This window comes from Nocardia sp. CC213A (assembly GCF_030766805.1).
Taxonomy (GTDB): Bacteria; Actinomycetota; Actinomycetes; order Mycobacteriales; family Mycobacteriaceae; genus Nocardia; species Nocardia otitidiscaviarum.
This window is the reverse complement of record NZ_JASFXA010000004.1, coordinates 119,400-143,006: the sequence shown is the minus strand read 5'-3', so window position 1 is coordinate 143,006 and position 23,607 is coordinate 119,400. Positions and strand designations below refer to the sequence as shown.

Sequence of the window (23,607 nt, the reverse complement as noted above, 5' to 3'; positions counted from 1 at the left end):
GCCTGAGTGACGGTGCGTCCCTGAGTCACGGTGCGCGTCTGAGTGACGGCGCGTCCCTGAGTGACAGCGCGTCCCTGAGTGACGGTGCGTGCCTGGGCGGTGGTGGCGGACCGCACCGCCGCTCCGCCACAGGTGGTGCGCGGGTCATCGGACGAACGTGTGCCGGTGCCGGGGCACCGACCACACTGCTCATACCAGTATATGAGAATCAAATTTCATATTCTGGTCGCCTTGTGAAACAGTGGAGGTTCCGCGAACCCCGGCTTTCCCTCGGAGGTGTCCATGTCGCCGCTCACCCCACCCCTGTCCCGGCGTCTCGACGGGCTGCGGAGTTCGGCGATTCGCGACCTGCTCAAACTCACCGCGCGCGCCGACATCATCAGCCTCGCCGGCGGTTTGCCCGACGCCGAGCTCATGCCGCGGGACCGTATCGCCCGCGCCGCCGACACCGCCCTGTCGGACCGCTCGCGCCTGCAATACACCGAATCGCCGGGCTGGGGTCCGCTGCGTGAGGTGCTGGCGGCGCGTGAATCCACGCGCCTCGCCCGCCCGGTGCCCGTAGACGAGGTGTTCGTCACACACGGTTCGCAGCAGGCGCTGTCCCTGCTGGCCGAGGTGCTGCTCGATCCGGGTGCGTTGGTGGTGGTCGAGGATCCGGCCTATGTCGGCGCGCTCCAGGTCTTCCGTGCCGCCGGGGCGCGGATCGAGGCCGTTCCCCTGGACCCCGACGGCATGCGTCTCGACGCTCTGCGCGACCTGCTGGCTCGTGGTGAGCGGCCCGCCGTCGTGCACACCGTCAGCAACTTCCACAATCCCGGCGGTGTCACGCTGCTGCCACAGCGTCGGCGGGAGTTGGCGGAACTCGCCGAGGCGTACGGCTTCTGGATCATCGAGGACGATCCCTACGGTGAGCTCTGGTTCGTCCGGCCGTCCCCCGAGCCGGTGGCCACCTACTCGCCCAACGTGATTCGGTTGTCGAGTTCGTCCAAGATTCTCGCGCCCGCGCTGCGGGTGGGCTGGCTGGTCGCCCCGACCCGGGTGTGCCGCGCGGTGGAACTGCTCAAGCAGGGTGCGGACCTCTGCGGTTCCGCGCTCACCCAGCAGATCGTGACCGACCTCCTCACCGACGCCGAATGGCTTGCCGCGCACATCGATTCCGTGCGCACCGCCTACGGCGCGCGAGCCAAGGCGCTCGTCGACGCGGTGCGCACCCGCTTCGGCGACGCCGTGGTCAGCACCGACGCGGCGGGCGGCATGTTCGTCTGGGTGGATTTCGCCGACGGCACCGATACCGATGCCCTGCTACCCGCCGCCCTGGACGCGGGCGTCGCGTACATGCCCGGTTCGGCCTTCGCGGTCGCCACCGACTACAGCCACGCCATGCGCCTGTGTTTCACCACCTCCGACGCGGACACCCTGGGCCGCGCGATCGACCGCCTGGCCACCGCGCACGCCGCCGTGCGGGGCTGACCGTCCACGGCCTCGGGGCCGGAACGTATGGTCTTCCACGACACGGGATCACGGCTGCTCCCGTGCGGTCGACGGAAGGAATGTGTTGCGACTCGGTGCTGTCCCCGGCGGTTTCGGCGATCTGATGCCCGGCAGTCCCGGCGCTCCCATGCTCGCCTCGACGGCCGCATGAGACGCTCCCGCTTCGCCACGGCGCTGACGGTCGCGGCGCTGCTCTGCGCGGGTGCCGCGCACGCCGAGGCGGCTCCGCGCCCCGTCATCGCCCTCGGCGGCGGCATGGGGGTGGCCATGCTGCACGGCGTGCCCTTGGCGGAGGCGACCTGGATGTGGTTCTGCACCCTCACCGCGGTCGGCTACGACCGGCACGGCGATCTGGTCGGAATCACCAACGCGCACTGCGTCTACGACCGGGAGGGGCGGCAGTGGCCCGGTGACGAGGTGGTGGCGGTGTCGCCCGCCGGTGACACCGTGGTCGGCCGGGTGGCGTTCATCAGCGGGGGTAATCCGCTCGTGCCCGGTCCGAACGGACCCGGACTCGATTACGCCGTCGTCGTTTTCGACCGGTCCGTGGTGACGCCGCTGCCCACGGTGGTCGGAAATCCGGTGCGCCGCATCGCCCCACCGCCGCCGCCCGGTACGACGCTGTGCAAGCTGGGCATCACCACCGGTCTGACGTGCGGGGTCATGCTCGGCACCGTCGGCCCCTACGTGGTGAACTCGGTGACCGAGAACATCGGCGACTCCGGCGCCCCCATCGTGGTCGGCGACGCGCTGGTGGCCAGTCAGTGGCTCACCGGCGGCGCGACGGCCATGACCGCGATCGTGGCCGACCTCGACCGCCGGGGTGGTGCCGGAGCCGGATTCCGGCTCATACCAGCGTGATCGGTGCGCTCACACCCAGTCGTAGGTGCGTTCCACGGCCTTGTTCCATTCGGCTATGAGCCGGTCGCGGTCGGTGTCGGTCATGGTGGACTTCCAGCGCTTGTCCTCCGACCAGTTGGCGCGGATGTCCTCCGTGCTCGCCCAGTAGCCGACCGCCAATCCGGCCGCGTAGGCGGCTCCGAGCGCGGTGGTCTCGGTGACCACCGGGCGCACCACCGGAGCGTCCACGATATCGGCCTGGAACTGCATGAGCAGGTCGTTGACCACCATGCCGCCGTCCACCTTGAGGGTCACCAGTTCCACGTCCAACCGTTGGGCGGCCGCGTCGGCGCGCATGGCGTCGAGGACCTCGCGGGTCTGGAAAGCCGTGGCCTCCAAGGCCGCTCGGGCGAAATGGCCCTTGTTGGCGAACCGGGTCAGCCCCACCGCGACACCGCGGGCGTCGGGCCGCCAGCGTGGCGCGAAGAGTCCCGAGAAGGCGGGCACGATGTAGACGCCGCCGTTGTCGGGCACCGAGCGGGCCAGTTCTTCCACATCGTCGGCGGTGCTGATCAGGCCGAGATTGTCGCGCAGCCACTGCACCAGGGAGCCGGTGACGGCGATGGAGCCCTCCAGCGCGTACACGGCCGGTTCCGCGCCGAGCCGGTAACAGACGGTGGTGAGCAGCCCGTGCTCGCTGAACACCGGGGTGGTGCCGGTGTTCATCAGCATGAAATTGCCGGTGCCGTACGTGTTCTTGGCCTCGCCGGGTGACAGGCACGCCTGTCCGAAGGTGGCGGCCTGCTGATCGCCCAGGATTCCCGCGACGGGCACGCCGCGCAGCGCACCGGAGGTGATGTCCGCGTACACCTCCGACGAGCTGCGAATGGTGGGCAGCATGGCGACGGGCACCCCGAATTCCGCGCAGATCTCCGGATCCCATTGCAGGGTGCGCAGATCCATGAGCATGGTGCGCGAGGCGTTGGTGACGTCGGTGATGTGTTCGCCGGTGAGGTTCCACAGCACCCAGCTGTCGATGGTGCCGAAGCAGAGTTCGCCGTTCTCGCCGCGTTCCCGCGCCCCGGGCACGTGATCGAGAATCCAGCGCAGTTTGGGACCGGCGAAGTAGGTGGACAGCGGCAGGCCGGTGCGGTCGGCGTACCGGTTCGGGCCGTCACCGCCACCCAGTTCGCCGACCAGCGCGGCGGTGCGGGTGTCCTGCCAGACGATGGCATTGTGAATCGGCTTGCCGGTGCCGCGATCCCACACCACGGTGGTCTCGCGTTGATTGGTGACTCCGGCGGCGGCGATGTCACTCGCGCTCAGGCCGGTCTTCTCCAAGACTTCAGCGATCACGGATTCGGTATTGCGCCAGATGCTTTCGGCATCGTGCTCGACCCAGCCCGGCTGCGGGAAGATCTGCTCGTGCTCCCGTTGCGCGACGCCGACGATCGCCCCGCGCTGGTCGAAGACGATGCACCGGCTCGAGGTCGTACCCTGATCGATGGCGGCCACATAGCGACGCATTGGAGCAGGCTACCGTGCGAACGGGCCGATACGGGCGGATGACACAGGCCCCGTCGTTGCTTCCTGTCGCGAACGACCGCGTTAGGCTGGTGTCTGGTTACCCATGGGCAACTGCACCAGAGCCACGAGCGTCATCGATACGAATGCCGCGTCGCCGGAGCCTCCGGCGCACCGGTCGGCCGGAGGAGTCGAGCATGGCGAAGCACCCGCACTCTCAGTTCCTGGGCCCGGAGCAGCGTGCCGCTGCCTGGGAACGGCTCGGTAAGGAGCCGTTCGACGTGATCGTGATCGGCGGTGGCGTGGTGGGCGCGGGTATCGCGCTCGACGCCGCCACCCGTGGTCTGGAGGTGGCGCTGGTGGAGGCGCGCGATCTGGCGGCGGGCACCTCGAGCCGCTCCTCCAAGATGTTCCACGGCGGCCTGCGCTACCTGGAGATGTTCGAGTTCGGGCTGGTACGCGAGGCGCTGCGAGAGCGGGAGCTGGCGCTGTCCAAGCTCGCGCCGCATCTGGTGAAGCCGCTGAAGTTCCTCTACCCGCTGACCCATTTCGGCTGGGAGCGGCCCTATGTATCGGCGGGCCTGCTGCTGTACGACACCATGGGCGGCGCGAAATCCGTTCCGGGACAGCATCATCTGACCCGGCACGGGGCGCTGCGACTGGCTCCCGGGCTCAAGCGCAGCGCGCTGACCGGCGGCGTCACCTACTACGACACGCTGGTCGATGATGCCCGCCACACCATGACGGTGGCGCGGACGGCCGCCCACTACGGGGCGACCATCCGTACCTCCACCCAGGTGGTCGGCTTCCTGCGCGAGGCCGACCGGGTGGTCGGGGTGAAGGTGCGCGACAGCGAGGACGGCCGCACCACCGAGGCCCGCGCCAGCGTGGTCATCAATGCCACGGGGGTATGGACCGACGAGATCCAGGAGTTGTCGCATGTGCGGGGACGATTCCATGTGCGCGCCTCCAAGGGCGTGCACATCGTGGTGCCGCGCGACCGCATAGCCAGCGACGCGGCCCTGATCCTGCGCACCCCCACCTCGGTGCTGTTCGTGATCCCGTGGGGCAGCAACCACTGGGTCGTCGGCACCACCGACACCGACTGGAATCTCGACCTGGCGCATCCGGCCGCCACCAAGGCCGATATCGACTACCTGCTCGACCGCATCAACGAGGTGCTGGTCACGCCGCTCACCCACGCCGACATCACCGGCGTGTACGCGGGCCTGCGCCCGCTGCTGGCGGGAGAGAGCGACGAGACCTCGAAGCTCTCGCGCGAACACGCCGTGGCCCGGATCGCACCCGGCCTGGTGGCCATCGCGGGCGGCAAGTACACCACCTACCGGGTGATGGCCTACGACGCCGTCGACGCGGCGCTGGTGGACATCCCGCGCCGGGTGTCGCCGTCGGTGACCGAGAAGGTGCCGCTGCTCGGCGCGGACGGCTACCACGCCCTGCTCAATCAGGTTCCGCACCTCGCCGAGAAGTACGGCGTGCACCCCTACCGCATCGAACACCTGCTCAACCGCTACGGCTCCCTCATCGACGAGGTGCTGGGCCTGGCCGACGGCAAACCCGATCTGCTGCAACCGATCACCGCCGCCCCCGCCTACCTCCAGGTGGAGGCCCTGTACGCGGCCGCCGCCGAGGGCGCGCTGCACCTGGACGACATCCTGGCCCGTCGCACCCGCATCTCCATCGAATACGCCGATCGCGGCGTCGACTGCGCCGACCAGGTGGCGCGCCTGGTCGCCCCCGTCCTCGGCTGGGAAGAGGCCGACATCGCCCGCGAGGTGAGCACCTACCAGGCCCGCGTGCGCGCGGAGATCGAATCCCAGACCCAGCCCGACGACACCTCCGCCGACGCGCTGCGCCTGGAAGCGCCGGAGGCGCGCCGGGAGGTGCTGGATCCGGTTCCACTCAGCGCCGACTGATTGAAAGCTCCGGCGATACGGCGAGCGCCCCACCTGTGGTGGGGCGCTCGCGTTCGCTTCGTCCGAGTGAAATCAGTTGGGCCGGTGGAATTCGCCAGTGCTCACCCGCGTGGTGAAGGCGCTCCACTCGCTGGCGGTGAAGATCAGCGCGGGGCCGGTTGGGTTCTTGGAATCACGGACGCCGACAACTCCGTCGTCGAGGAAGGCGACCTCCACGCATTCGCCACCGCCCTGGCTGTGGCTGCTTGTGAACCAGTGCGCGCCGGACAGGTCAATGTCCACCCTCATACTCCCTCGCCATCTTCCTGAGCAGCTGTCGGCTGGTGGTGCCGTCGAGTGCCGCGTCCCTCAGACGATGAAACTAACGTGCGAAGCTCGTCACGTCGTCGGCGTCCTCAATGTACATGTTGCCCACCACGCCCTCCAGGAACACGACAGGCGGCTCGATGGGCTCCCCGGGCGCTGATTCACCGTACTGAAGCAGGACGAAGGGAGGCATCGAGATACCACCCGGAAAGCCTGCGGTGAAGGGGAGTATCCGAAGCTCCACGTTGTCCTCGGTGGACCGATCGGCCAGGCGTCGAAGCTGTGCTGCCATGATGCGGCGACTACCCCCGATCCGGTGCAGTGCGGCCTCACCGACCACGGCCTCCAGCTCAACCGGTTGGGTGCGCCGACTGACGACCTTCTGGCGCTGCATCTTCAACTGCACTCGCCGCTCCCATTCCTCGGGGGAATCGTCTGGCCAGATCTGGCTGACCAACGCCCGGTCATACTCGGCGATCTGCAACAGCCCCGGCACCAACTCCGGTTGGTACGTAATGATTTTCGACGCGGCGGCCTCGAGTCCCACATACACGTCGAAGTCCTTGGGGATCAGATCCCCGTACTGATGCCACCAGTTCTTGACATTCGCCTGTCTCGCCAACCCCACCAACGCCGCGGTCAAATCCTCCGGCACACCGTACAAATCGCACGCGGCCTGGATATCCCGCGACTTGATCCGCGAATTCTCCCCCTTCTCCAGCCTGCCGAGACTGGTCGCCCCGATCTCCAAGAGCTGCGCGGCCTTCGCCTGCGTGTATCCGGCGCGGCTGCGCCATTCCAGCAGATACCGGCCGAGCTGACGCCGCGGCAGCGTCGACCCCGCCTCACCGTTCGCCTGGGTCATCGCATCCTCCGATTCGGGGAGGTCGAGTTCACCGTTCCGAAGAAATGCTCCCACCTGCACCGGTGCCCGTTCAGCGATTTCCGGGCACTTCTTTCGGCCCCGCCGTTTCGGCCCGCGTGTCGCTGCCGCGAGGTGTGTCATCGAAACCATCCCGACACCCCACATCCCGACAGAACGGACCCCCGCCATGAGATTCCGCCCCACCGCGATCGGCTACCTGCGCTCCGACATCAGCGGCGTCCGCCAAGCCTGGGACGAGTCCCAGATCCGCAGCCTCGCCGCCCGCCGCGGCTTCGACTTCGCCAAGATGATCGTCCTCGACGGCCGCACCGGCAAACCACCCCTCGCGGCCCTGAAATCCACCATCACCCGCATAGCCGCCAGCGCCGTCTTCGTCCCCAGCACAGCCCATTTCGACGGCGACACCGTACCCCCCGCCCTCCTGAACGTCGTATCCGTGATCACCATCGACCCGGACAACACCTACCCCCGATCCGATGCCGACCCACGGCGATGACACCCCGGCACCGACCGGCGACGACCAGCCGCGCGGCTGGCTCCAATTCCACGACGGCACATGGGCTCTCCTCTGGCCCGACGGCCGCGTCACCCCCTACCCCGATCCCCGAACCGCCCCAGTCGACCCGTACCGCGACGACGGCCAGCTCCCCCGGACCAGCGCACCACCCCGCCCCCTCGCCCGCGTGATTGCTAGCGCGCAGCCGAGGCCGAATGCCATCCGGGCGCGAACACGGGGGATTGATTCCGAGGGCAACGGTCTTCACCACATCAGAACGATCGCCTCCAGATCAGAACGATCATCTCCAGGCCCACGACGTAGCCGACGAGCGCCGCGGCCACACCGCCGAGCACCACTACGAGCCAGGACCTGCCGCGCCACCGAAGTGTCACCACCACGAGGGTGGTGAACACAAGAATTCCGATGAGCAGAGCTACGCCAGGTGAGTGATCGACGTACATAGGGTAGCTATCTGCGTTATTGGAGTTCACCGTGGTCGAATCGGCTCATCGGGACGCGATGTTTCACCGCTGCCAGGAGATATCGGCCACTCTCGTTATGCCTGGCAGGCCCTTGGACAGGGGCTACGCAAGGTCTCCAGAAACTGCGGGTACACGAACGCCCTCTCATGCCGCTGATCGCGCTGACCGATCGGTCGGCGGGGGTCGGCCGAAGATCAACGGGCCGAACTGACCCGAGATCAGCGGAACTTTCGCAACTGCCGATTACATAGCGCTCGTGCAGTCAATGATCCTGGGGGTTGAATCGCCCCGTGTTCCGTGCCCACTCCCATCCACGACGCCATGAGTGACCTGGATGCGAGCGACATGGCGAAAAAGATCGTCAGCCGCCTCAACAACGGTGATCCGGACAAAGTGATTCTCGGTTATGCCAAACCCGAACCACGCGAACAACGACGAGCCGCCATCGCACGCGCACCTCCCCGCTCCCGGTTGCCGCTACACGATCCTGCAAGTGCGGGATCTAGGCGAGCGGCCCGACCGCCTTCACCCCATCTATCGACTCGAAATCGAGGGCATGCAGCGTTGCCAGGATGGCACCCCGGAGAGCAACAGGACCATAGGGCTCGAGCTGGTGCCGGACATGGGTGACTGGGTTCCCTGGAAGGTCATCCCCTGACGAGTCTTCACGCTGATCCTTGCAGCAGACGACCAGCGGCGCCATCCGTACTTGCCGGATGGCGCGCTGACCGAACCGGCCGTGCTGCGGCCGGCTGAACGCGCCAACTTCCGAGTTTCGAGTGATGGCCGTCCTGGATGATGACCATGACAGAAGGAAGTGCAGAGTCGCTGGTGAGTGGTTGCTGTGCATCGAGTTCCTCGCGGCCTCCCTTATCGCGCGCAAGGATCTGGCCACGGCGGCAGAAGGAGACCTCCTGCGGGAGATCTACCTGTCCTTTCGCTGAACCGTCCGGAGTACGCCCGAGACTTCGATATTCGGGCCAGGATATTGACCGCGCTGGAACCGGGCGATTCCAACGTCTTTGATCGGGGCGCTCCTGCCCTCCGCTCGCGAGCCACCCGAATCCCGATACGGCTGAGTAGCGAACGCGCGCTCGAGCCGCTGGTGGCGATTACCGAATTCGGGACCCAGAAGTCCATCTTCAGGAACGCGAATGTGCCCTGGGCGGAGGTTTTCGCCAATCTCGGCACCTTCCTGGCCGAGATCCCAGATGATGACACGGCGGCGGCGACTGTCTCTCCGACTGAGCTGCTGATCCCGATTGCCACTACAGGTAACGATGCGAACGTACCGTAACTCCGCTTGCCGGGCCGATTCGGACCATCAGGGCCGCAATCGGAACGCACTGAACTGCCGAGTTGCGGACGTGCAACTCCCGCGAGGGCGCAGTGGCTTGGTGTCAGCGGACCGGCCATTCAAGGCCGAGAGCGTTGAGCCATGGCATGAACGGGGTGCCTACTCGGCCCAGCGCCTGCGCCATCTCATCGAATGTCGATTCCACGGCTGCGGTCGCTGCAGGGTCGGCGTTCCAGAGATGCGCCAACTCTGCCGCAGCATTCGCGCCGGTTCGATCGCTGGAGGCCAACGTCGGATCGACATTGCCTCCGGGTGATGACAGGTACTTGCGGTAAACGATCGTCGGTTCGGAACCTTCGATCTTCCAAGCAGTCCACACGACACCGAACTCATCCATGTCGTCGGCGACCACCGCACGAGCGGTCTCGACTCCAGCGAACAGGCCAGTTCCGAGCATCTCCGCGACCGACATTGCGACGTATCCGCTTGCTCGCCACCATGACCCAACAGGCGTAACCGGATTGAGCGAGTGCCGGTCGACCGTCATCGCGGCCAGGGTCTTCAGGTTCGTGACCAGGGCCTGTGCCTCGGCTTCGGTGGCAACATCGGCGATCACTGCTGTCCCATATGTGCTCATGGTCCGATTCTTCGGCACGACCGAGTTCGTTCTACCGTCGACACGCTGGCGTCCGGGTGGGACGGTAATCGGTGCATGCCGCGACATGCACAGCTCCGGACAGCCGCGGGACCTGCGAACGAATTGCCCCTCATTGTGGTGCCAGGGCCCCATGATGATGATCATGACCGCAGACTCACTGACCGTGCCGCTTGCTGAGTTGCGCAGGGCATTCGAACTGGCGATTGCCCATGCCGAGGCCGCGGTTGGCACGCAATCCGTCACCCTCGATCAGGACTACTTCTGGTCTATTCCGCCCGAGCAGGTGTATGACGTCTACAACCGACCATCCGATCTGACGGTCGGTCAACTCTCTGAATCGTGGCAGCACCTTAGTGATCTCCTGGCACATGAGGACCGTGCGCTCGGCTATCACCTTGTGTGGCTTGCCGACGTCCTGAGAGCCATCGGACAATCCACTCCCTGAACGTCCTGCGCTGCCGCAGGTCGCGCTGACCGAATCGGCCGCCGGCCCGACGCCCGCGCCTCCGCGGGACAGGCGTGCAATCTGCCCGCCACCCGGAACGTCGAATGCCCGGTGAATGCGGTTGGCTGCAAGATTGACCCAACCGCGGTGGGGACCCCGCGCACGAACGAGACGATACGAGGGTTGGTATGGGATTCAGAACTGTGGTGATCTCTGAGGATCGGCCGCTCACGTTGCCGTTGTGGTTTGTCGAGGCCCATCCCGAACTGCACTTCGGCAACAACGAAGACGGCTCGTCTCGTCTGCCGATCGCGAGTCGCTTCGAGCGCAAGTTCTACGGATCCAAGGACGATCAGCTCTTTCTCGACCTACAGCGGGTGTTGAACGAAAGTCCGTCATGGATCGACAATGTCGAGCTGATCCTGTTCCACGAGTGCGGTGGGATTACCAAGGTGCTGGTCACGCGCGACCGCATACGCATGGCCGAACCGACAGGCTGGTCCGAGGTCGATGAGATCGAACACTGGTTCTGCGGCTGCTCATTGGACACGCAAGTCGAGCCCCAGCGCGCCGAACTCGACGATGGGAGCCGCCCCGAGGTCGGAAAGGCAGTCGGCCCGGACGCGCCATAATGCCGCTGGTCGCGCTGACCGAACCGGCCAGCGCGGGCGGGCGGCAACGGTTGATCTGGCACCGGCCGAACGGACCGTATTGCCGAGTTGAGGACTCTCAGGTGCAGTAGCCAACGGTGTCGGGCCGTTAGGTTGTGGTGCCGCAGCGATTCTGGTGTGATCGGATTGTGCTGCCGAATCTGCTGGCGTTCACCGCCGTGGCCGTCCTCCTGGTCGCCATTCCCGGTCCAGCGGTAGTTCTAACGTTGAAAAGTGCGCTCCTGCGGGGACGACAGGCAGCGTTCGGCGTGGCATTCGGCGTGCTGGTGGCAGATCTTGTGTGGGCGATGGCCACTGCTGCCGGGCTAACAGCCTTGCTGGTCTCCTCGCAGATCGCTTTCGACATTGTGCGGGTAGTTGGAGCGCTGTATCTCCTGTACCTCGGTGTGCGGCTGGCGCTGTCGCGGAACCTCGCGGTCTTGGGTTCGGCTACACAGGCGCGGACGGAGACCGATCGTCGGGGCGGACTGCTACGCAGTTTTCGCGAGGGTCTGCTGTGCGACCTGTCCAATCCGAAGACCATGATGGTGTTCGCGAGCGTGATCCCCCAATTTCTCAGCAACACAAGCCATCCCGGCGAAGCGTTCGTGCTCGGTCTGGCGTTCGCCGTCGTGGGACTATGCTCGTTGTTGGTTTACGCGATGGTGTTCGGGACCGCGCGGCGAGCGGTGAAGAACACTCGGGTCACGCGGGCGCTGCTACGTGGCAGCGGAGGTGTGTTGGGGTTGTTCGGCGTTGGCCTGCTGGCCGAAACCTCCGCGACGTAGCTGTTACCGCATCGGTGGCGGTCCATGGGATGCCACAGCGGTGAGACTACCGCTGTCGTCTGTCGAATCCGCTCATTCCACTTACGGGCGGCCGGGACCATCCTGCCGATACGCCCTAGCCGAACGCTGCGTGCTGAGATCTATGCCAGTGTTTCACCAGGTGGGCCGATACCGTGATGCGGTGAACGATGATGCCGTTCGGCCAGAGTGGGGACGTCTGAGGAAGGTTGCGTCACCGATGAATGGCGGGCGGCGACTGGCCTATAGTGCCGAGCTCGTCGAGTGTGAGGATCGGCCGATGAATCTGCCGCCCCCGGTCGGTCAAAGCTCATGACACCGTAGAAAGGACACCGTCATGTCGGAGCTTCTCGTCGACTTCATCACGACCCTCGACGGCTACGCATCAGGGGAGGGGTGGCCCGGTTTCTGGGGCCTCGAAGGCCCGGAGTACCTCGCATGGCTCGGCGAACAACCAGAGCCCACCTATCTGATGGGAGCCAATACCTACCGCCTGATGTCGGGCTTCGCCGCCGGCGAGGTCCCGGCTGGCCAGGACGAGTTCAGGCCCGAAGAGGAGGCGTCCGTCGACGGGCTCACCCGAGCGTCCAAGGTGGTGTTCTCCTCTTCACTGGAGGAGCCACTGACGTGGGCCAACTCCACGCTTGTCCGAGACGACGCCATCGAGACGGTTCGCGCCATGAAATCGAACGGCTCGGGGCTGCTCACTACGATCGGCAGCCTGAGCCTGTGCCGTTCCCTGTTGCGAGCCGGGCTCGTCGATCGATTCCGGGTCGTGATGTTCCCGGTCATCACCGGTGCCACGGGCGCGGAACGCATCTACGACGGCTACCCGGACGTTGCCCTCGAGATGATCGAGCACCGTACCTTCGACGGTCGTACCCAGTTGGTCGAGTACAGGCCCCGCGTCCTCGAACGCCCGCCGCTCGGTGCTCCCGCGTGATGTCGCGCGTCCGCCGACGGAACACTTGGCGATGAGCCGAGGTCCGAAGGGCGGAAGAGCTCTGTTTCACCGGCTTCCGTGCTCCAAGCGAATGCCAACGGATCGTTAATGCCCGGCGGTTAGCGTGCTTCGCGAGGGCCGATCATCGCAGGCCCGACCATCCGGTGAAGGAGTGTGACGTGGCGGAGCAGAATCGGCGGGTGAGCGACAGCGTCTACGAGGTTCGGTTCGGTTTCACCGTGCGGGATGTATCGACGATCGCCGTGTGCGCAGGATTCGCTCTTGTCGGTTTCCTTCCCGATTGCCCGCTCCTGCTACGGATCGCCTGCCTGGGTTTTTTCGGCGGGGGCGGATTGGTCTACCTGTACAAGATCCTGAGCATGACGTTGTCACGTCGTATCGCATTGCGTGTCGACCACACCGGTATCACTCTGGGCGAGTCCCCGATTCTCGGCGACCGCCAAGGGGCTGTGAGCCTTCCGTGGGCGCAGGTCACCTCGGTCGCGGTGGTGACAGAACCCGGCCGCTACCCCTTGACCTACATCTGCCTGACCACGCGAGAGCGATCATCGACATTGCCGAATCCGCCCGGCTCGTGGAGCGAAGGCGGCCCCGATTTCCGCACTCCGCTGCCCGGTCTGTTCTCGGTGAGTCGGCGGATCATCGGCTGGGAAGTGAATCGCACACGATTGGAGCACGCCGTGAAGCGCTACGCCCCGGAGGTCGACGTACGCTACTTCAGCTGATACCGCCGCATGTGGTTGTCCACGGTCGGCGACTACGGCCAGTACCGGTGATCCGCACCGCTGCGCAGCCCACATTCGCCACTCGCCCCCCGCCCTGGGCGCGAACCATCTCGGCGAAAATGGCCAAGGCTGCGCGCTCTTCGGGCGGTCCAAACCACATCCGTTCTGCGCCTGTACTTCTGCTGGTGCAGCCTCCGCCAACTCACCCGCTCGCAGTGTCGGCTGACGTTCGTCTCGAGTGATCTGCCGCGCCTAGGTCCGGCAGCCAGTGCAGCTCGTGTGCCAGGGTTTTTGCTACGCCGCGGATGCGGCGGTGTAGTGGCGACTGCACGCGCGGGAGGACCAGGTGGATCGTCAAGGGAGGTGCGCCCCGCAGCGGTCGCCAGATGAGACCGGCCGGTTGTGTCGTGATCGCGGCTTCACCGGCCGGGGCGAGGGTGAGGCCGTCGAGTAGGTCGCGCTGAGCCATGTCGAAAGAGACTGTGGGCGTGACGGATCGAGGCCGTGGTCGGATGTCGCGGAACAGTGCGGACAGCTGATCGTGGACCGGGGGGTTGGCCGTGCGGTCGGGGAGTCGCAGCGGATACGCGGCCGCATCGGCGATCGCGATCTCCGGGTGTTCGGCCAGCGGATGATGTTGTGCCAATTGGACTCCCACGCGTAGCCGCCGCAGCAGGAACCGGCGCACGCCACGACCCGGCTGTTCACCCCGGGTGATCCCCGCGTCGATGCGGCCATCGGCGACCGCGGGGGAGATCTCCGGTGTCGCCATCGGGACCGCGCTGACATCGAGACCTGGGCTGCTGCGAATTATTCTGTCCACCAAGGCCGGTGCCGTCCCGGCCCCAGCGCTGAGGCTGTATCCGATGCGCAGCGTGCCCAGTTCACCGGCTCCCGCCTTCCGGGCGGTGTCCCATGCCCGGTCCAGCGCCGCCAGCGCGGGCGGCGCGGACTCCGCCAAAACCGCACCGGCCGTGGTCAATACGACGCTGCGCGTGTTGCGAACCAGCAAGCTCGTACCGAGTTCGGCCTCCAATCGGCGTATCCGGGCGCTCAGTGCGGGCTGGGCGATCCCGATCCGTGCGGCCGCGCGGGTGAAGTTCAACTCCCGCGCGAGCACCAGAAAGTACCGCAGGCTCACCGTATCCGGAGCCACATGCCCTCCCGGTCGATTGATAACGATCCGTTCTGAGTCTATCCCGTACCGGTCTTTCCCTGGTCCACGGATCAAGCCCTAACCTGCGCATATTCACTCACACACCGAGAGGCGGCCATGCACAAGTTGGTAGTTCTGTACCCCAAGCCCGTCGACCCCGACCACTTCCGCGACTACTACGTGACCAACCACCTTCCACTGGCAACGAAGATGCCCGGCCTGCTCGCCTGGCGCTACAGCTTCGACGTGGCGGCGACCAACGGAGCAGCACCGTACTTCGCGGTCTTCGAAGCCGACTTCGCCGATGCCGCCGCGTTGGCCGCGGCGTCGGCGTCGGAGCAAGGCCAGCGGGCGGCCGCCGATGTCGTCAACTACGCGACCGGCGGTGTGGTCATCATCGACTATCCGGTGCGGGAGGGGACCAGCTGAGGCGGGACGGCAGTGGTGATCCGATGCTTGCGCGCGCCTTCCCGCGACGCTGCCTGTCCGAGGAGGTGGCACCGCCCGCGAGCGGGTTGCCCCGGTGTCAGACGCACGGGTTTGGGTAGCCGGTTGACAGAGGAGTTCGGGGCTGCCCGGACATAACCATCGAGAGAGCGTGAATGCGGAGGTGATTGCCGTGTCGGGTGCGCAATCGCAGCACATCGGACCCGGGCCAGCCACCCACGATCCGAGCCGGGAGCCGGTCGGTGAGCTGGTGCGGCAGGCGTCGCAGCAGCTCACCGAGCTGGTGCGTGGGGAGCTGCGGCTGGCACAGGCGGAGATGCGGGAGAAGGGCAAGCGGTACGGAATCAGTGGCGGGCTGTTCGGCGGTGCCGCCGTGGTCGGATTCCTGACCTTGCAGGCCTTGGTCTTCACCGTGATCGCGGCGCTGGCCGTGGCCTTGCCGATGTGGGCGTCGGCGCTGATCGTCACGGCGCTGCTCGCCGTGATCACCGCGGTACTGGCGCTGGTCGGCCGCAAGGAGGTCGATCAGGCCACCCCGCCGACACCCGAGCACACCATCGAAACCGTCAAAGCCGATATCGCTCAGATCAAGGAAAGCGCACACCGATGAATCAGCCGGACTCGGAGAAGAAGACCGCGGCTTCCGTCGACGAGTTGCGCGAGCAGGTCGAGCACACTCGTGCGGAACTCGGGCAGACCGTCGAAGCGCTCGCGGCCAAGACGGACGTCAAGGCCCGCGCACAGGATCGGGCCGAGGCGGCCAAACACCAGGCCGCCGCCAAGGCGGAACAGTTGAAGCACAAGACCACCGACGCCGCCCAGCAGGCACGCAGTCACCCCGGCCTCGTACTCGCGGGTGTGGCGGGCGTGGTGATCGCGGTGTGGGCGGTTCGTCGCCGACGGAACGGGTGATCCAGTGAAATCAGTCGACATTGCCTACAAGCCGATCGGTCTCGTCCTGGGCGCGGTCAGCGGCCTGCTCGCCGCGGCGGTATTCAAGCAGACCTGGAAGATGCTCCGCCACGACGAGCAGGTCCCGGAAGCAACCGACCCGGATCGAAGCTGGCGCGAGGTCCTGCTCGCCGCAGTCGTCCAAGGCGCGATATTCGCCGGAGTCAAGGCCGCCGTCGACCGCGCCGGCGCCACCACCACCCACCGCCTGACCGGTACCTGGCCCAGCTGACGCGCCCGGCGGCTGTCATGACGGCCTCGGACGACGATGGCTCCGGCACGACAGTGAAAAGCACCGCCGCGTGGTGGATCACGCGGCGGTGCTCGGCTGTGCGTCAGGCCTGTGCGGCGGCAGGCACGTCTCGGGTGCGGTCGAGTTTGGCGCTGTCGGCGAGTTTGAGCCAGATGACTCCGCCGATGATGACCGCGAGCCAGAATGCTTTGGCCAGGGTCAGGGTTTCGTGGAAGAAGACCGGTCCGAGGAGGGCGGCGCCGACGGCGCCGATACCGGCCCATACGGCGTACCCGATCCCGACGTCGATCTTCTTCAACGCGACGCTGAGGAAGTACAGGGTGAAGAGGAAGAAGACGATGGCGACGGCCGACCAGAGCGGGTTGGTGAATCCCTCGCTGCCGTTCACGCTGAGGGCGTAGCCGATCTCGAAACCGCCGGCTGCCAGCAGTGCCAGCCAGGGTCCGGTCTTCTGTTCGACTGTTGCGGGTGCCGAATGGGGCGTTGCGGTGGTGGTCATGGGAGTTGTCCTTTCGCGAATGCGGGGATGGGGTTACACGGTTCCGGCGAGATTGAGTCCGACTACGCCGACGATGACGATGGCGATGCCCAGCAACTTCTTCCAGGTCAGGCGCTGGGCGAGGAACAGCGCGCCGATGACGACGATCGAGACCCCGGCCAGTGCGGTCCACAGGGCGTATCCGACGCCGACGTCGAAGGTCAGCAGGGCGAGGCTGAGGAAGAAGGTGGCGATCGCGCCGCTGACGAGCGTGCCGATCGTCCACCGCAGGTTCGTGAAGCCCTGTGCCTTGCCCGCGGCAATGCCGACGGCGACCTCGAAGATGACCGCGATGCCCAAGTAGAGCCAGCTCATGACGATATTCCTTTCAACGGGAGTATAAATGCATGTACATGCAGGTATATGGACAGTGAAAGCCGATGCCGTGACAGCGGGTGGTTCAGGGTGCGAGCAACGCTTCGATCTCCCGCAGGGCCGCCCCGAGTTGTCTGATGTCGACACCGGGGAAGTGGGCTGAGGCCGCGGTCAGGAGTTCGGTGATGCGATCTTCGTAGGGGGATCGCGCATCGCGGACCAATGCCTCGCCTTGCTCGGTGATGACCGCGTAGACACCGCGCTTGTCGTCCGCGCAGAGGTCGCGACGGACGTAACCCTTCGACTCCAGGCGAGTCACCAGGCGCGTTGCCGAACTCTGATTCAGGCCGACGCTCTGCGCGAGATCATTGACACGCAACTCCTTTTCGGGCGACTGGCTCACCAGGCTCAGCGCACGAAACTCCGTCAGCCCGACGCGATAGGTATCGGCGAGCCACCGATCGAGGTTCGCGTCCACGGCGGAGGTCAGTGCGGCAACCTTCGACCAGGCGGCGCTGACGTGACCCTGCGGCATCCGACTCGTCTCAGTTGGTTGCATGTACATGCATGTAAGGTAACAGGTCTGCGGCGACAACGCCAGTCGGAAGCGAAAACAATTCCTCAGTCGGATGGCCGGGGCTGGCAGCGGGGGCAGACGTAGATGCTGCGGTCGGCGCGGGTGGGCTCGTCGGGGTCGGGGAGGTGGCGGGCGATCAGGTTGGTGGCGCAGCGGGGGCAGGGGCGGTGGTGGCGGCCGTAGGCCAAGGCGCGCCATGGAGGGTGGTGAGCGGCCCGGGTGAGGACTCGGTGTGCTTCGTCGACGAGCGCCGGAAGGTCGTCTATATGGGCGATCGGGGTGGCGGGGTGCACCCTGCGGAGGAAGCAGATCTCGCTGCGGTAGATATTGCCTATCCCGGCGAGATTTCGTTGGTCCAGGAGGGCGAGGCCGATGGGCTGGTCGGGGTGGGCGCGCAGGCGGCGGAGGGCTTCGTCGGCGTCCCAGTTCGGACCCAGCAGGTCGGGGCCGAGGTGGTCGGTGGCGGTGTGTTCGTCGGGACGGGGCAGTACCTCCACCAGGCCGAGGGAGAAGCCGACCGCCTGCGTGTCGGCGGTGGCGAGGATGAGGCGGGCGGTGAAACCCGGCTTGGTCCAGCGTTGTCCGGGGGTGTAGACGCGCCAGGTGCCTTCCATTTTCAGGTGGGTGTGGATGCTGAGGCACGGGGTGCGGACGAACAGGTGCTTGCCGTAGCTGCCGACACTGTCCACCGGATCGCCGCGCAGGTCGAGGGTGGCGTAGCGGGGTACTCGGAAGTCGGTGCGGGTCAGCGTCTTTCCGACCAGCGCCGCGCGCAGCCGCTCGGCCGCGAGGTAGACGGTGTCACCCTCGGGCATATCGCTGCCGTGGGACGGTCACGGACGGCTCCGTAGTCGGAAGCCGCGCGGGGTCGGGGCGAAGCCCGCCGAGGTCAGGAAGTCGGCGAAGGTGTTGCCGTGCACGGATTCCCCGTTCACCCGGTCGATGACCAGCGAATCCACGCGCCGGGCGTGTACCAGTCCGGCCAGGGCACCGGCGGCGGCCGTGCGCGCCGCCGGATCCTCGGTGAAGGTCAGCAGTGTCTTGCCCCCGCGCTCCAGATACAGCGCCAGCTCGCCCTCCACCAGCACCACCAGCGCCCCGGCCTTGCGTCCCGGCCGATGCCCCGCCCCTTCGGCCGCCGCCTTCGGCCACGGCAGTGCCGCCCCGTACGGATTCGCCGGATCGCAGGCGGCCAGCGCGACGGCGGCACCCGATGCTTCGGCGGAGGGTGCGCCCTCGACACCGTCGCCCGGGTAGCGGATGCGGTCGGTTTCGTAGGAGCGCAGCCGGTCCACCACATCGGTGGTCGAGAACTGCGCGCCGCCAAGGGAATCCACGAAATAGCCGCGGCGGCAGCGGCCGCGGTCCTCGAATTCGGTGAGCACCCGGTACATGAGGGCGAAGCCGCCGGGCACGCCTTCGCTCTGCACCGAGCCGCGGGTAAGCACGCCATAGCGTTCCAGAAGGACATCGGCGGTGGCGTGGGCGCGAATCGTATTGTCCGCCACGCGCTCCGGAAGCAGCGACCAGCGTCCGGCCACCCGGGGCGAACTGGTGCGGACCGGTGCGCCCGCGCGGGGGAGGTACATGCGCCCGCGCGGGGCGCGGCGCGGCGTGCGGTGCGCCGTGGTGGTGCGGGTGGTCCCGGAGAGCAGCGCGCGTACCGAGGCAAAGGTGTCGCCGCCCACATGGCCCGCCCACACCAGCTCCCACAGGGCCGTCACCACCTGGGATTCGTCCTCGATCCCGGTGGCCTCCGCCAACTGCCGGAAGAAGTACGCCCCACCGGAACTCGGCACCACCTGGGCGGTGGCGGGTCCGTCCACACCCGGTGCGGTGTCCGCGCCGATCACGGTCGCGCCCATGGCCGTCAGCAGGCTGATGTGTACCTCGCCGAGTTCCAAGTCGTCGGGCGGCGGCAGGGTGAGGGGCGCTTGTTCGGCCGGATGCAGGGCGATCCAGCCGTCCTTGGCGGTGATCGCGCCGTGGCCGGACCAGAGGACCTCGCCGGTGGCCAGGAGTTCGTCCAGCATGGCCGGGGCGTAGTCGCGCACCCGCGAGGGCAGGATGAGCGATTCCCAGGCCGACGCCGGAATGGGCACGCCCGCAAGCTGTTCCACCACCGCGGCGACACCGTCCACGCCGCGCAGCTCCCCGGTGCCGATATGTTGCCAGGCGGGCAGGAAACGTCCGAGGGCGGCGGTGGCGACCGGCTCCACCTCCTTGCGGGCGGCGGCGAGTGAGCGGCGGCGCAGGCGGCGCAGCACCTGGTTGTCGCACCATTCGGCCCCCGCCGCGCCGGGGGTGAATTCGCCTTCCACCACCCGCTTTTCGATAGCCAAACGGTGCAGGGCGGTCGCCGCGACGGCCGGGCCGAGTCCGAAGCGGTGTGCCACCGCGTCCACGGTGAAAGGCCCGTGGGTGCGGGCATAGCGGCCGACGAGATCACCGAGCGGATCGGCCACCGGTTCCACGAACGCCGCCGGAACGCCGATGGGCAGCGGTACGCCGAGCGCGTCGCGCAGGCGCGCGGCGTCCTCGACCGCCACCCACCACGACGATCCCGCGAAGGAGACCTCCAGCGCCCGATGGGTTTTCACCAACTCCGCGAACCATTCGCGTGGATCCTCGACACACCGCAGGGTGGCCTCCGCGGCGGTGAGCGGCCCCAGCAGCCGCAGCAGATCCGCCAGCCCCTCCAGATCGCGGGCGTGCCGCTCCGGGGTGAGCCGCTGCAACTCCCGCTCGGTAAGCTCCAGCACCGCCGCGTCGAGCAGCTCGCGCAGCTCCACTCGGCCCAGCAACTCCGCGAGCAGGCTGGAGTCCAGCGACAGCGCCGCCGCCCGCCGTTCGGCGAGGGGGCTGTCACCCTCGTACATGAACTGCCCGATGTAGTCGAACAGCAGCGAATTCGCGAAGGGCGACGGCGTGGCGGTCTCCACCTCGACCAGCCGCAGTTGCCGCCGCGCCACCCGGCTCAGCAGATCGCGCAGCGAGGGCAGGTCGTACACGTCCTGGAGGCATTCGCGCACCGTCTCCAGCAGCATGGGGAAGTCCGGGAACTTGCGCGCCACATCGAGCAGCTGCGCCGCCCGCTGCCGTTGCTGCCACAGCGGAGCCCGTTTGCCCGGATCGCGGCGCGGCAGCAGCAGCGCCCGCGCCGAACACTCCCGGAACCGCGAGGCGAACAGCGCCGAGCCGCCCACCTGCTCGGTCACCACATCGTCGATCTCATCCGGTTCGAAGACGAACAGCTCGGCCCCGGGTGGCTCGTCGGTGGTGTCCGGCAGCCGCACCACGATCCCGTCATCCGACGGTGTCGGCGCGGCATCCACCCCGAACCGCTCCCGCAGCCGTGCCCCCACCGCCAGCGCCCACGGCGCGTGCACCGGCAGCCCGTACGGCGAGTGCAGCACCAGCCGCCAATCACCCAACTCGTCCCGGAACCGCTCCACCAGCAGCGTTTTGTCGGTCGGCAGCTGCCCGGTCGCCGTGCGCTGCTCCTCCAGCAGCGCAACGAGATTCGCCGTGGCATTCTCATCCAACCCCGCCGCCGCAGAAACATCCGGCAAGCTCAGCTCCGAGCCGCCCGCAGCTGACGCCTTGCGTGTCCGGCCCTGCCGCCCGGTGGCCTGCTTTCCCACCTTGCCACCGGTCGCGCGCGCCTGGGCGGCGGCGTGGCCCGCACCGTCGTCCGTATCCGACTCGTTGTGTGCGGCAGCGAGCGTCCTGAAGCCGTCCCGCCGTGCTGTAACCGGCGACGCTTGGGACGAGTCGGCCCCGTGTGCGGTGTCGGTCGCGCCGGACTCGGGAGGTGTCGCGGCGCTGGGGTCGGACGCCGTGACGCGAGAGGAGACCTCGGCCGCCCGTAGCCCGCTGTCGGACGCACTCGGGCTCCTGGATGTCCGGTCGGGTGTGTCCGCTGCGCCGCGTCGGCCCGCCCGTTCGACCGCCTGCCCGGCCTGCCGCACGAATTCCCCCAGGGCCGCGCCCAATTCGGCCGGGCGGCCCAGCGAATCACCGTGCCAGAACGGCAGTCGCCCCGGCTGGCCGAAGGCGGGAGTCACCAGCACCCGGTCGAAGGTGATCTCCTCGATGCGCCAGCTGGTGGCCCCGAGCGCGAACACATCCCCGACGCGGGATTCGTACACCATCTCCTCGTCGAGTTCGCCGACGCGCGAAGCCTTCTCGCCCACCATGAACACCGGGAACAGGCCGCGATCCGGAATGGCCCCGCCGGAGGTGACCGCCAGTCGCTGCGCCCCCGGCCGTCCGGTCAGCGTCCCGGCGTCGCGATCCCACACGATGCGCGGCCGCAGTTCGGCGAACTCGTCGGACGGATACCGCCCGGACAGCAGATCCAACACCGATTCGTAGGCCGAACGCGGCAGTGCCGCATAGCTTCCCGTACTCCGCACCACCTCGAACCAGGCATCGGCGTCCAGTGGTTCCAGCGCGCACGCGGCCACGGTCTGCTGGGCGAGGATGTCCAGGGGGTGTGCCGGAACCTTCAGCTCCTCGATCTGCCCGGCGGTCATGCGCATCGACGCCACCGCGCAGTGGATGACGTCGGTGCGGTGCTTGGGGAAGATCACGCCGCGCGAGATCTCGCCCACCTGGTGTCCGGCCCGCCCGACCCGTTGCAGCCCGCTCGCCACCGAGGGCGGCGCTTCGACCTGCACCACCAATTCCACGGCACCCATATCGATGCCGAGTTCCAGACTGCTGGTGGCCACCACGCAGCGCAGCCGCCCGCTCTTGAGATCGTCCTCGATGAGCGCCCGCTGTTCCTTACTGACCGAGCCGTGGTGCGCCCGCGCCAGCAGCGGCGCGGCACCGTGCACCACCTCGGTCGACGGACCCAGTTGGGCGGGCGGCGCGTGCTCGGTATCCACCGCCTCCCCGAGCCGAGCCGCGTACGCCTCGTTCAGCCGGGCGGTGAGCCGTTCCGAGAGCCGCCGCGAATTGGCGAACACGATGGAGGACCGGTGTTCGAGCACCAGGTCCACGATGGCTTCGTCCACATGCGGCCAGATGGAGGCGGCCTCCCCGGACTCGTCGGGCTCGGTCATATCCGCCACCGGCACCCGCACGGTGAGGTCGAAGGTCTTGGGTGCGGGCGGGGACACGATGGTGATCGGAGCATTGCCCACCAGGAACCGCCCCACCTCGGCGGGCGGGCGCACCGTGGCCGACAGCCCGATCCGCTGTGCCGGGCGTTCGGTCAGCAAATCCAGTCGGGCCAGTGAAAGCGCAAGGTGCGCACCGCGTTTGGACCCGGCGATGGCGTGCACCTCGTCCACGATCACGGTGTGCACCCCGCGCAGCGTCTCGCGCGCCGCCGAGGTGAGCATGAGGAACAGCGACTCGGGCGTGGTGATGAGGATGTCGGGCGGCGTGCGCTGCATGGACCGCCGATCCGCGGCGCTGGTATCCCCCGACCGCACCCCCACCCGGATCTCCGGCGGCTCCGACCCCAACCGCTTGGCCGTCTGCGTCACCCCCACCAGCGGCGCGCGCAGATTCCGCTCCACATCCACGGCCAGCGCCTTCAGCGGCGAGATGTACAGCACGGAGGTGGTGCGCGGCCCCTCCACGGGCTCGCGTGCGGCCAGCCGGTCGATGGCCCACAGGAACGCCGACAGCGTTTTGCCCGACCCGGTCGGCGCGACGACGAGCGTGTGCTCCCCGGCGGAAATGGCCTCCCAGGCCCCCAACTGCGCGGCCGTCGGCGCGGGGAACGCGCCGTCGAACCACTGCCGGGTGGCGGGGGAGAACCGATCCATGCCCCCAGTCTGCACCCGGGCACCGACATCGTCCGGATATCACCCGGTCACAGTCGAGACAACGGCGGGCAATC

26 protein-coding genes are annotated in these 23,607 nt (G+C 67.5%); 15 read left to right on the top strand and 11 right to left on the bottom strand.

Annotation, left to right across the window (positions count from 1 at the left end; genetic code table 11):
• Window positions 1-282: 282 nt before the first annotated feature.
• Window positions 283-1,470, top strand: coding sequence for a PLP-dependent aminotransferase family protein (locus tag QJS31_RS09160; protein ID WP_306356430.1), 1,188 nt, complete (start codon window positions 283-285; stop codon window positions 1,468-1,470).
• A 168-nt stretch (window positions 1,471-1,638) separates the two neighbouring features.
• Entirely contained in the window at window positions 1,639-2,352 is a 714-nt protein-coding gene (locus QJS31_RS09155) for a hypothetical protein (protein ID WP_306356429.1), read from the top strand.
• Between the two features lie 9 nt (window positions 2,353-2,361).
• Here QJS31_RS09155 and glpK read toward each other — a convergent pair whose 3' ends face one another.
• Window positions 2,362-3,858, bottom strand: a complete 1,497-nt coding sequence (glpK, locus tag QJS31_RS09150; RefSeq protein WP_306356428.1) for a glycerol kinase GlpK — start codon at window positions 3,856-3,858, stop codon at window positions 2,362-2,364.
• 194 nt (window positions 3,859-4,052) lie between these two features.
• Here glpK and glpD point away from each other — a divergent pair, with 194 nt between their 5' ends.
• On the top strand, window positions 4,053-5,792 hold the full coding sequence (glpD, locus tag QJS31_RS09145; RefSeq protein WP_306356427.1) for a glycerol-3-phosphate dehydrogenase: 1,740 nt from the start codon (window positions 4,053-4,055) through the stop codon (window positions 5,790-5,792).
• Between the two features lie 72 nt (window positions 5,793-5,864).
• Here the strand turns inward: glpD and QJS31_RS09140 are convergent, their stop codons facing one another.
• Together QJS31_RS09140 and QJS31_RS09135 are read right to left on the bottom strand one after the other, a co-directional pair.
• Window positions 5,865-6,074 carry a DUF397 domain-containing protein gene (locus tag QJS31_RS09140; RefSeq protein WP_282778055.1) on the bottom strand — a complete coding sequence of 70 codons (210 nt, stop codon included), beginning with the start codon at window positions 6,072-6,074 and terminating at the stop codon, window positions 5,865-5,867.
• Between the two features lie 79 nt (window positions 6,075-6,153).
• Entirely contained in the window at window positions 6,154-7,113 is a 960-nt protein-coding gene (locus QJS31_RS09135; protein ID WP_306356426.1) for a helix-turn-helix transcriptional regulator, read from the bottom strand.
• 37 nt (window positions 7,114-7,150) lie between these two features.
• Here QJS31_RS09135 and QJS31_RS09130 point away from each other — a divergent pair, with 37 nt between their 5' ends.
• Window positions 7,151-7,480, top strand: coding sequence for a hypothetical protein (locus QJS31_RS09130; RefSeq protein WP_282778053.1), 330 nt, complete (start codon window positions 7,151-7,153; stop codon window positions 7,478-7,480).
• A 272-nt stretch (window positions 7,481-7,752) separates the two neighbouring features.
• On the opposite strand, the gene QJS31_RS09125 is transcribed toward QJS31_RS09130, so the two are convergent.
• Window positions 7,753-7,896: a hypothetical protein gene (locus tag QJS31_RS09125; protein ID WP_282778052.1), complete on the bottom strand. Its 144-nt coding sequence runs from the start codon at window positions 7,894-7,896 to the stop codon at window positions 7,753-7,755.
• An 851-nt stretch (window positions 7,897-8,747) separates the two neighbouring features.
• Here QJS31_RS09125 and QJS31_RS09120 point away from each other — a divergent pair.
• Window positions 8,748-8,909 carry a hypothetical protein gene (locus tag QJS31_RS09120; RefSeq protein ID WP_306356425.1) on the top strand — a complete coding sequence of 54 codons (162 nt, stop codon included), beginning with the start codon at window positions 8,748-8,750 and terminating at the stop codon, window positions 8,907-8,909.
• Between the two features lie 44 nt (window positions 8,910-8,953).
• Entirely contained in the window at window positions 8,954-9,262 is a 309-nt protein-coding gene (locus QJS31_RS09115; RefSeq protein WP_306356424.1) for a hypothetical protein, read from the top strand.
• A 103-nt stretch (window positions 9,263-9,365) separates the two neighbouring features.
• Here the strand turns inward: QJS31_RS09115 and QJS31_RS09110 are convergent, their stop codons facing one another.
• Entirely contained in the window at window positions 9,366-9,899 is a 534-nt protein-coding gene (locus QJS31_RS09110; protein ID WP_306356423.1) for a hypothetical protein, read from the bottom strand.
• A gap of 163 nt (window positions 9,900-10,062) precedes the next feature.
• Here QJS31_RS09110 and QJS31_RS09105 point away from each other — a divergent pair, with 163 nt between their 5' ends.
• The 5 genes from QJS31_RS09105 to QJS31_RS09085 all read left to right on the top strand — a co-directional run bounded on the left by QJS31_RS09105 (window position 10,063) and on the right by QJS31_RS09085 (window position 13,510).
• Window positions 10,063-10,365: a hypothetical protein gene (locus tag QJS31_RS09105; RefSeq protein WP_306356422.1), complete on the top strand. Its 303-nt coding sequence runs from the start codon at window positions 10,063-10,065 to the stop codon at window positions 10,363-10,365.
• Window positions 10,366-10,568: 203 nt separating this feature from the next.
• Entirely contained in the window at window positions 10,569-10,997 is a 429-nt protein-coding gene (locus QJS31_RS09100) for a hypothetical protein (protein WP_306356421.1), read from the top strand.
• Window positions 10,998-11,164: 167 nt separating this feature from the next.
• Complete coding sequence (locus tag QJS31_RS09095; protein WP_306356420.1) at window positions 11,165-11,803, top strand: LysE family translocator; 639 nt, start codon at window positions 11,165-11,167, stop codon at window positions 11,801-11,803.
• Window positions 11,804-12,158: 355 nt separating this feature from the next.
• A complete protein-coding gene (locus tag QJS31_RS09090; protein ID WP_282778036.1) occupies window positions 12,159-12,764 on the top strand; it encodes a dihydrofolate reductase family protein in 606 nt (201 codons plus the stop codon).
• Between the two features lie 179 nt (window positions 12,765-12,943).
• Window positions 12,944-13,510 carry a hypothetical protein gene (locus tag QJS31_RS09085; protein ID WP_282778035.1) on the top strand — a complete coding sequence of 189 codons (567 nt, stop codon included), beginning with the start codon at window positions 12,944-12,946 and terminating at the stop codon, window positions 13,508-13,510.
• Window positions 13,511-13,712: 202 nt separating this feature from the next.
• Here the strand turns inward: QJS31_RS09085 and QJS31_RS09080 are convergent, their stop codons facing one another.
• Window positions 13,713-14,666 (bottom strand): LysR family transcriptional regulator, encoded by a 954-nt coding sequence (locus tag QJS31_RS09080; protein WP_306356419.1) that lies wholly within the window; start codon window positions 14,664-14,666, stop codon window positions 13,713-13,715.
• Between the two features lie 117 nt (window positions 14,667-14,783).
• Between QJS31_RS09080 and QJS31_RS09075 the strand changes: the two genes are divergently transcribed.
• From QJS31_RS09075 to QJS31_RS09060, 4 genes are all read left to right on the top strand, one after another.
• Entirely contained in the window at window positions 14,784-15,095 is a 312-nt protein-coding gene (locus tag QJS31_RS09075; RefSeq protein WP_282778031.1) for an EthD family reductase, read from the top strand.
• 190 nt (window positions 15,096-15,285) lie between these two features.
• Window positions 15,286-15,723, top strand: coding sequence for a phage holin family protein (locus tag QJS31_RS09070; protein WP_306356418.1), 438 nt, complete (start codon window positions 15,286-15,288; stop codon window positions 15,721-15,723).
• Window positions 15,720-16,025, top strand: coding sequence for a DUF3618 domain-containing protein (locus QJS31_RS09065; protein ID WP_306356417.1), 306 nt, complete (start codon window positions 15,720-15,722; stop codon window positions 16,023-16,025). Before QJS31_RS09070 ends, QJS31_RS09065 begins: the two co-directional genes overlap by 4 nt.
• Window positions 16,026-16,029: 4 nt before the next feature.
• Window positions 16,030-16,296, top strand: coding sequence for a DUF4235 domain-containing protein (locus QJS31_RS09060; protein WP_039810455.1), 267 nt, complete (start codon window positions 16,030-16,032; stop codon window positions 16,294-16,296).
• A 103-nt stretch (window positions 16,297-16,399) separates the two neighbouring features.
• Here QJS31_RS09060 and QJS31_RS09055 read toward each other — a convergent pair whose 3' ends face one another.
• The 5 genes from QJS31_RS09055 to QJS31_RS09035 all read right to left on the bottom strand — a co-directional run bounded on the left by QJS31_RS09055 (window position 16,400) and on the right by QJS31_RS09035 (window position 23,533).
• Window positions 16,400-16,816: a multidrug efflux SMR transporter gene (locus QJS31_RS09055; protein ID WP_282778025.1), complete on the bottom strand. Its 417-nt coding sequence runs from the start codon at window positions 16,814-16,816 to the stop codon at window positions 16,400-16,402.
• Between the two features lie 33 nt (window positions 16,817-16,849).
• Window positions 16,850-17,170, bottom strand: coding sequence for a multidrug efflux SMR transporter (locus QJS31_RS09050; RefSeq protein ID WP_195119791.1), 321 nt, complete (start codon window positions 17,168-17,170; stop codon window positions 16,850-16,852).
• An 85-nt stretch (window positions 17,171-17,255) separates the two neighbouring features.
• Window positions 17,256-17,648, bottom strand: coding sequence for a MarR family winged helix-turn-helix transcriptional regulator (locus tag QJS31_RS09045; protein WP_306356416.1), 393 nt, complete (start codon window positions 17,646-17,648; stop codon window positions 17,256-17,258).
• Between the two features lie 143 nt (window positions 17,649-17,791).
• Entirely contained in the window at window positions 17,792-18,562 is a 771-nt protein-coding gene (locus QJS31_RS09040; RefSeq protein WP_306356415.1) for a DNA-formamidopyrimidine glycosylase family protein, read from the bottom strand.
• Window positions 18,563-18,580: 18 nt separating this feature from the next.
• Window positions 18,581-23,533 carry a DEAD/DEAH box helicase gene (locus tag QJS31_RS09035; protein ID WP_306356414.1) on the bottom strand — a complete coding sequence of 1,651 codons (4,953 nt, stop codon included), beginning with the start codon at window positions 23,531-23,533 and terminating at the stop codon, window positions 18,581-18,583.
• Window positions 23,534-23,607: the final 74 nt, after the last annotated feature.

Coding starts and splice junctions, on each gene's coding strand:
- QJS31_RS09040 (WP_306356415.1), bottom strand. CDS start 18,562: ATGCCCGAGGGTGACACCGTCTACCTCGCGGCCGAGCGGCTGCGCGCG.
- QJS31_RS09075 (WP_282778031.1), top strand. CDS start 14,784: ATGCACAAGTTGGTAGTTCTGTACCCCAAGCCCGTCGACCCCGACCAC.
- QJS31_RS09155 (WP_306356429.1), top strand. CDS start 1,639: ATGAGACGCTCCCGCTTCGCCACGGCGCTGACGGTCGCGGCGCTGCTC.
- QJS31_RS09055 (WP_282778025.1), bottom strand. CDS start 16,816: ATGACCACCACCGCAACGCCCCATTCGGCACCCGCAACAGTCGAACAG.
- QJS31_RS09065 (WP_306356417.1), top strand. CDS start 15,720: ATGAATCAGCCGGACTCGGAGAAGAAGACCGCGGCTTCCGTCGACGAG.
- QJS31_RS09050 (WP_195119791.1), bottom strand. CDS start 17,170: ATGAGCTGGCTCTACTTGGGCATCGCGGTCATCTTCGAGGTCGCCGTC.
- QJS31_RS09135 (WP_306356426.1), bottom strand. CDS start 7,113: ATGGTTTCGATGACACACCTCGCGGCAGCGACACGCGGGCCGAAACGG.
- glpK (WP_306356428.1), bottom strand. CDS start 3,858: ATGCGTCGCTATGTGGCCGCCATCGATCAGGGTACGACCTCGAGCCGG.
- QJS31_RS09130 (WP_282778053.1), top strand. CDS start 7,151: ATGAGATTCCGCCCCACCGCGATCGGCTACCTGCGCTCCGACATCAGC.
- QJS31_RS09035 (WP_306356414.1), bottom strand. CDS start 23,533: ATGGATCGGTTCTCCCCCGCCACCCGGCAGTGGTTCGACGGCGCGTTC.
- QJS31_RS09110 (WP_306356423.1), bottom strand. CDS start 9,899: ATGAGCACATATGGGACAGCAGTGATCGCCGATGTTGCCACCGAAGCC.
- QJS31_RS09105 (WP_306356422.1), top strand. CDS start 10,063: ATGACCGCAGACTCACTGACCGTGCCGCTTGCTGAGTTGCGCAGGGCA.
- QJS31_RS09160 (WP_306356430.1), top strand. CDS start 283: ATGTCGCCGCTCACCCCACCCCTGTCCCGGCGTCTCGACGGGCTGCGG.
- QJS31_RS09120 (WP_306356425.1), top strand. CDS start 8,748: ATGGCCGTCCTGGATGATGACCATGACAGAAGGAAGTGCAGAGTCGCT.
- glpD (WP_306356427.1), top strand. CDS start 4,053: ATGGCGAAGCACCCGCACTCTCAGTTCCTGGGCCCGGAGCAGCGTGCC.
- QJS31_RS09090 (WP_282778036.1), top strand. CDS start 12,159: ATGTCGGAGCTTCTCGTCGACTTCATCACGACCCTCGACGGCTACGCA.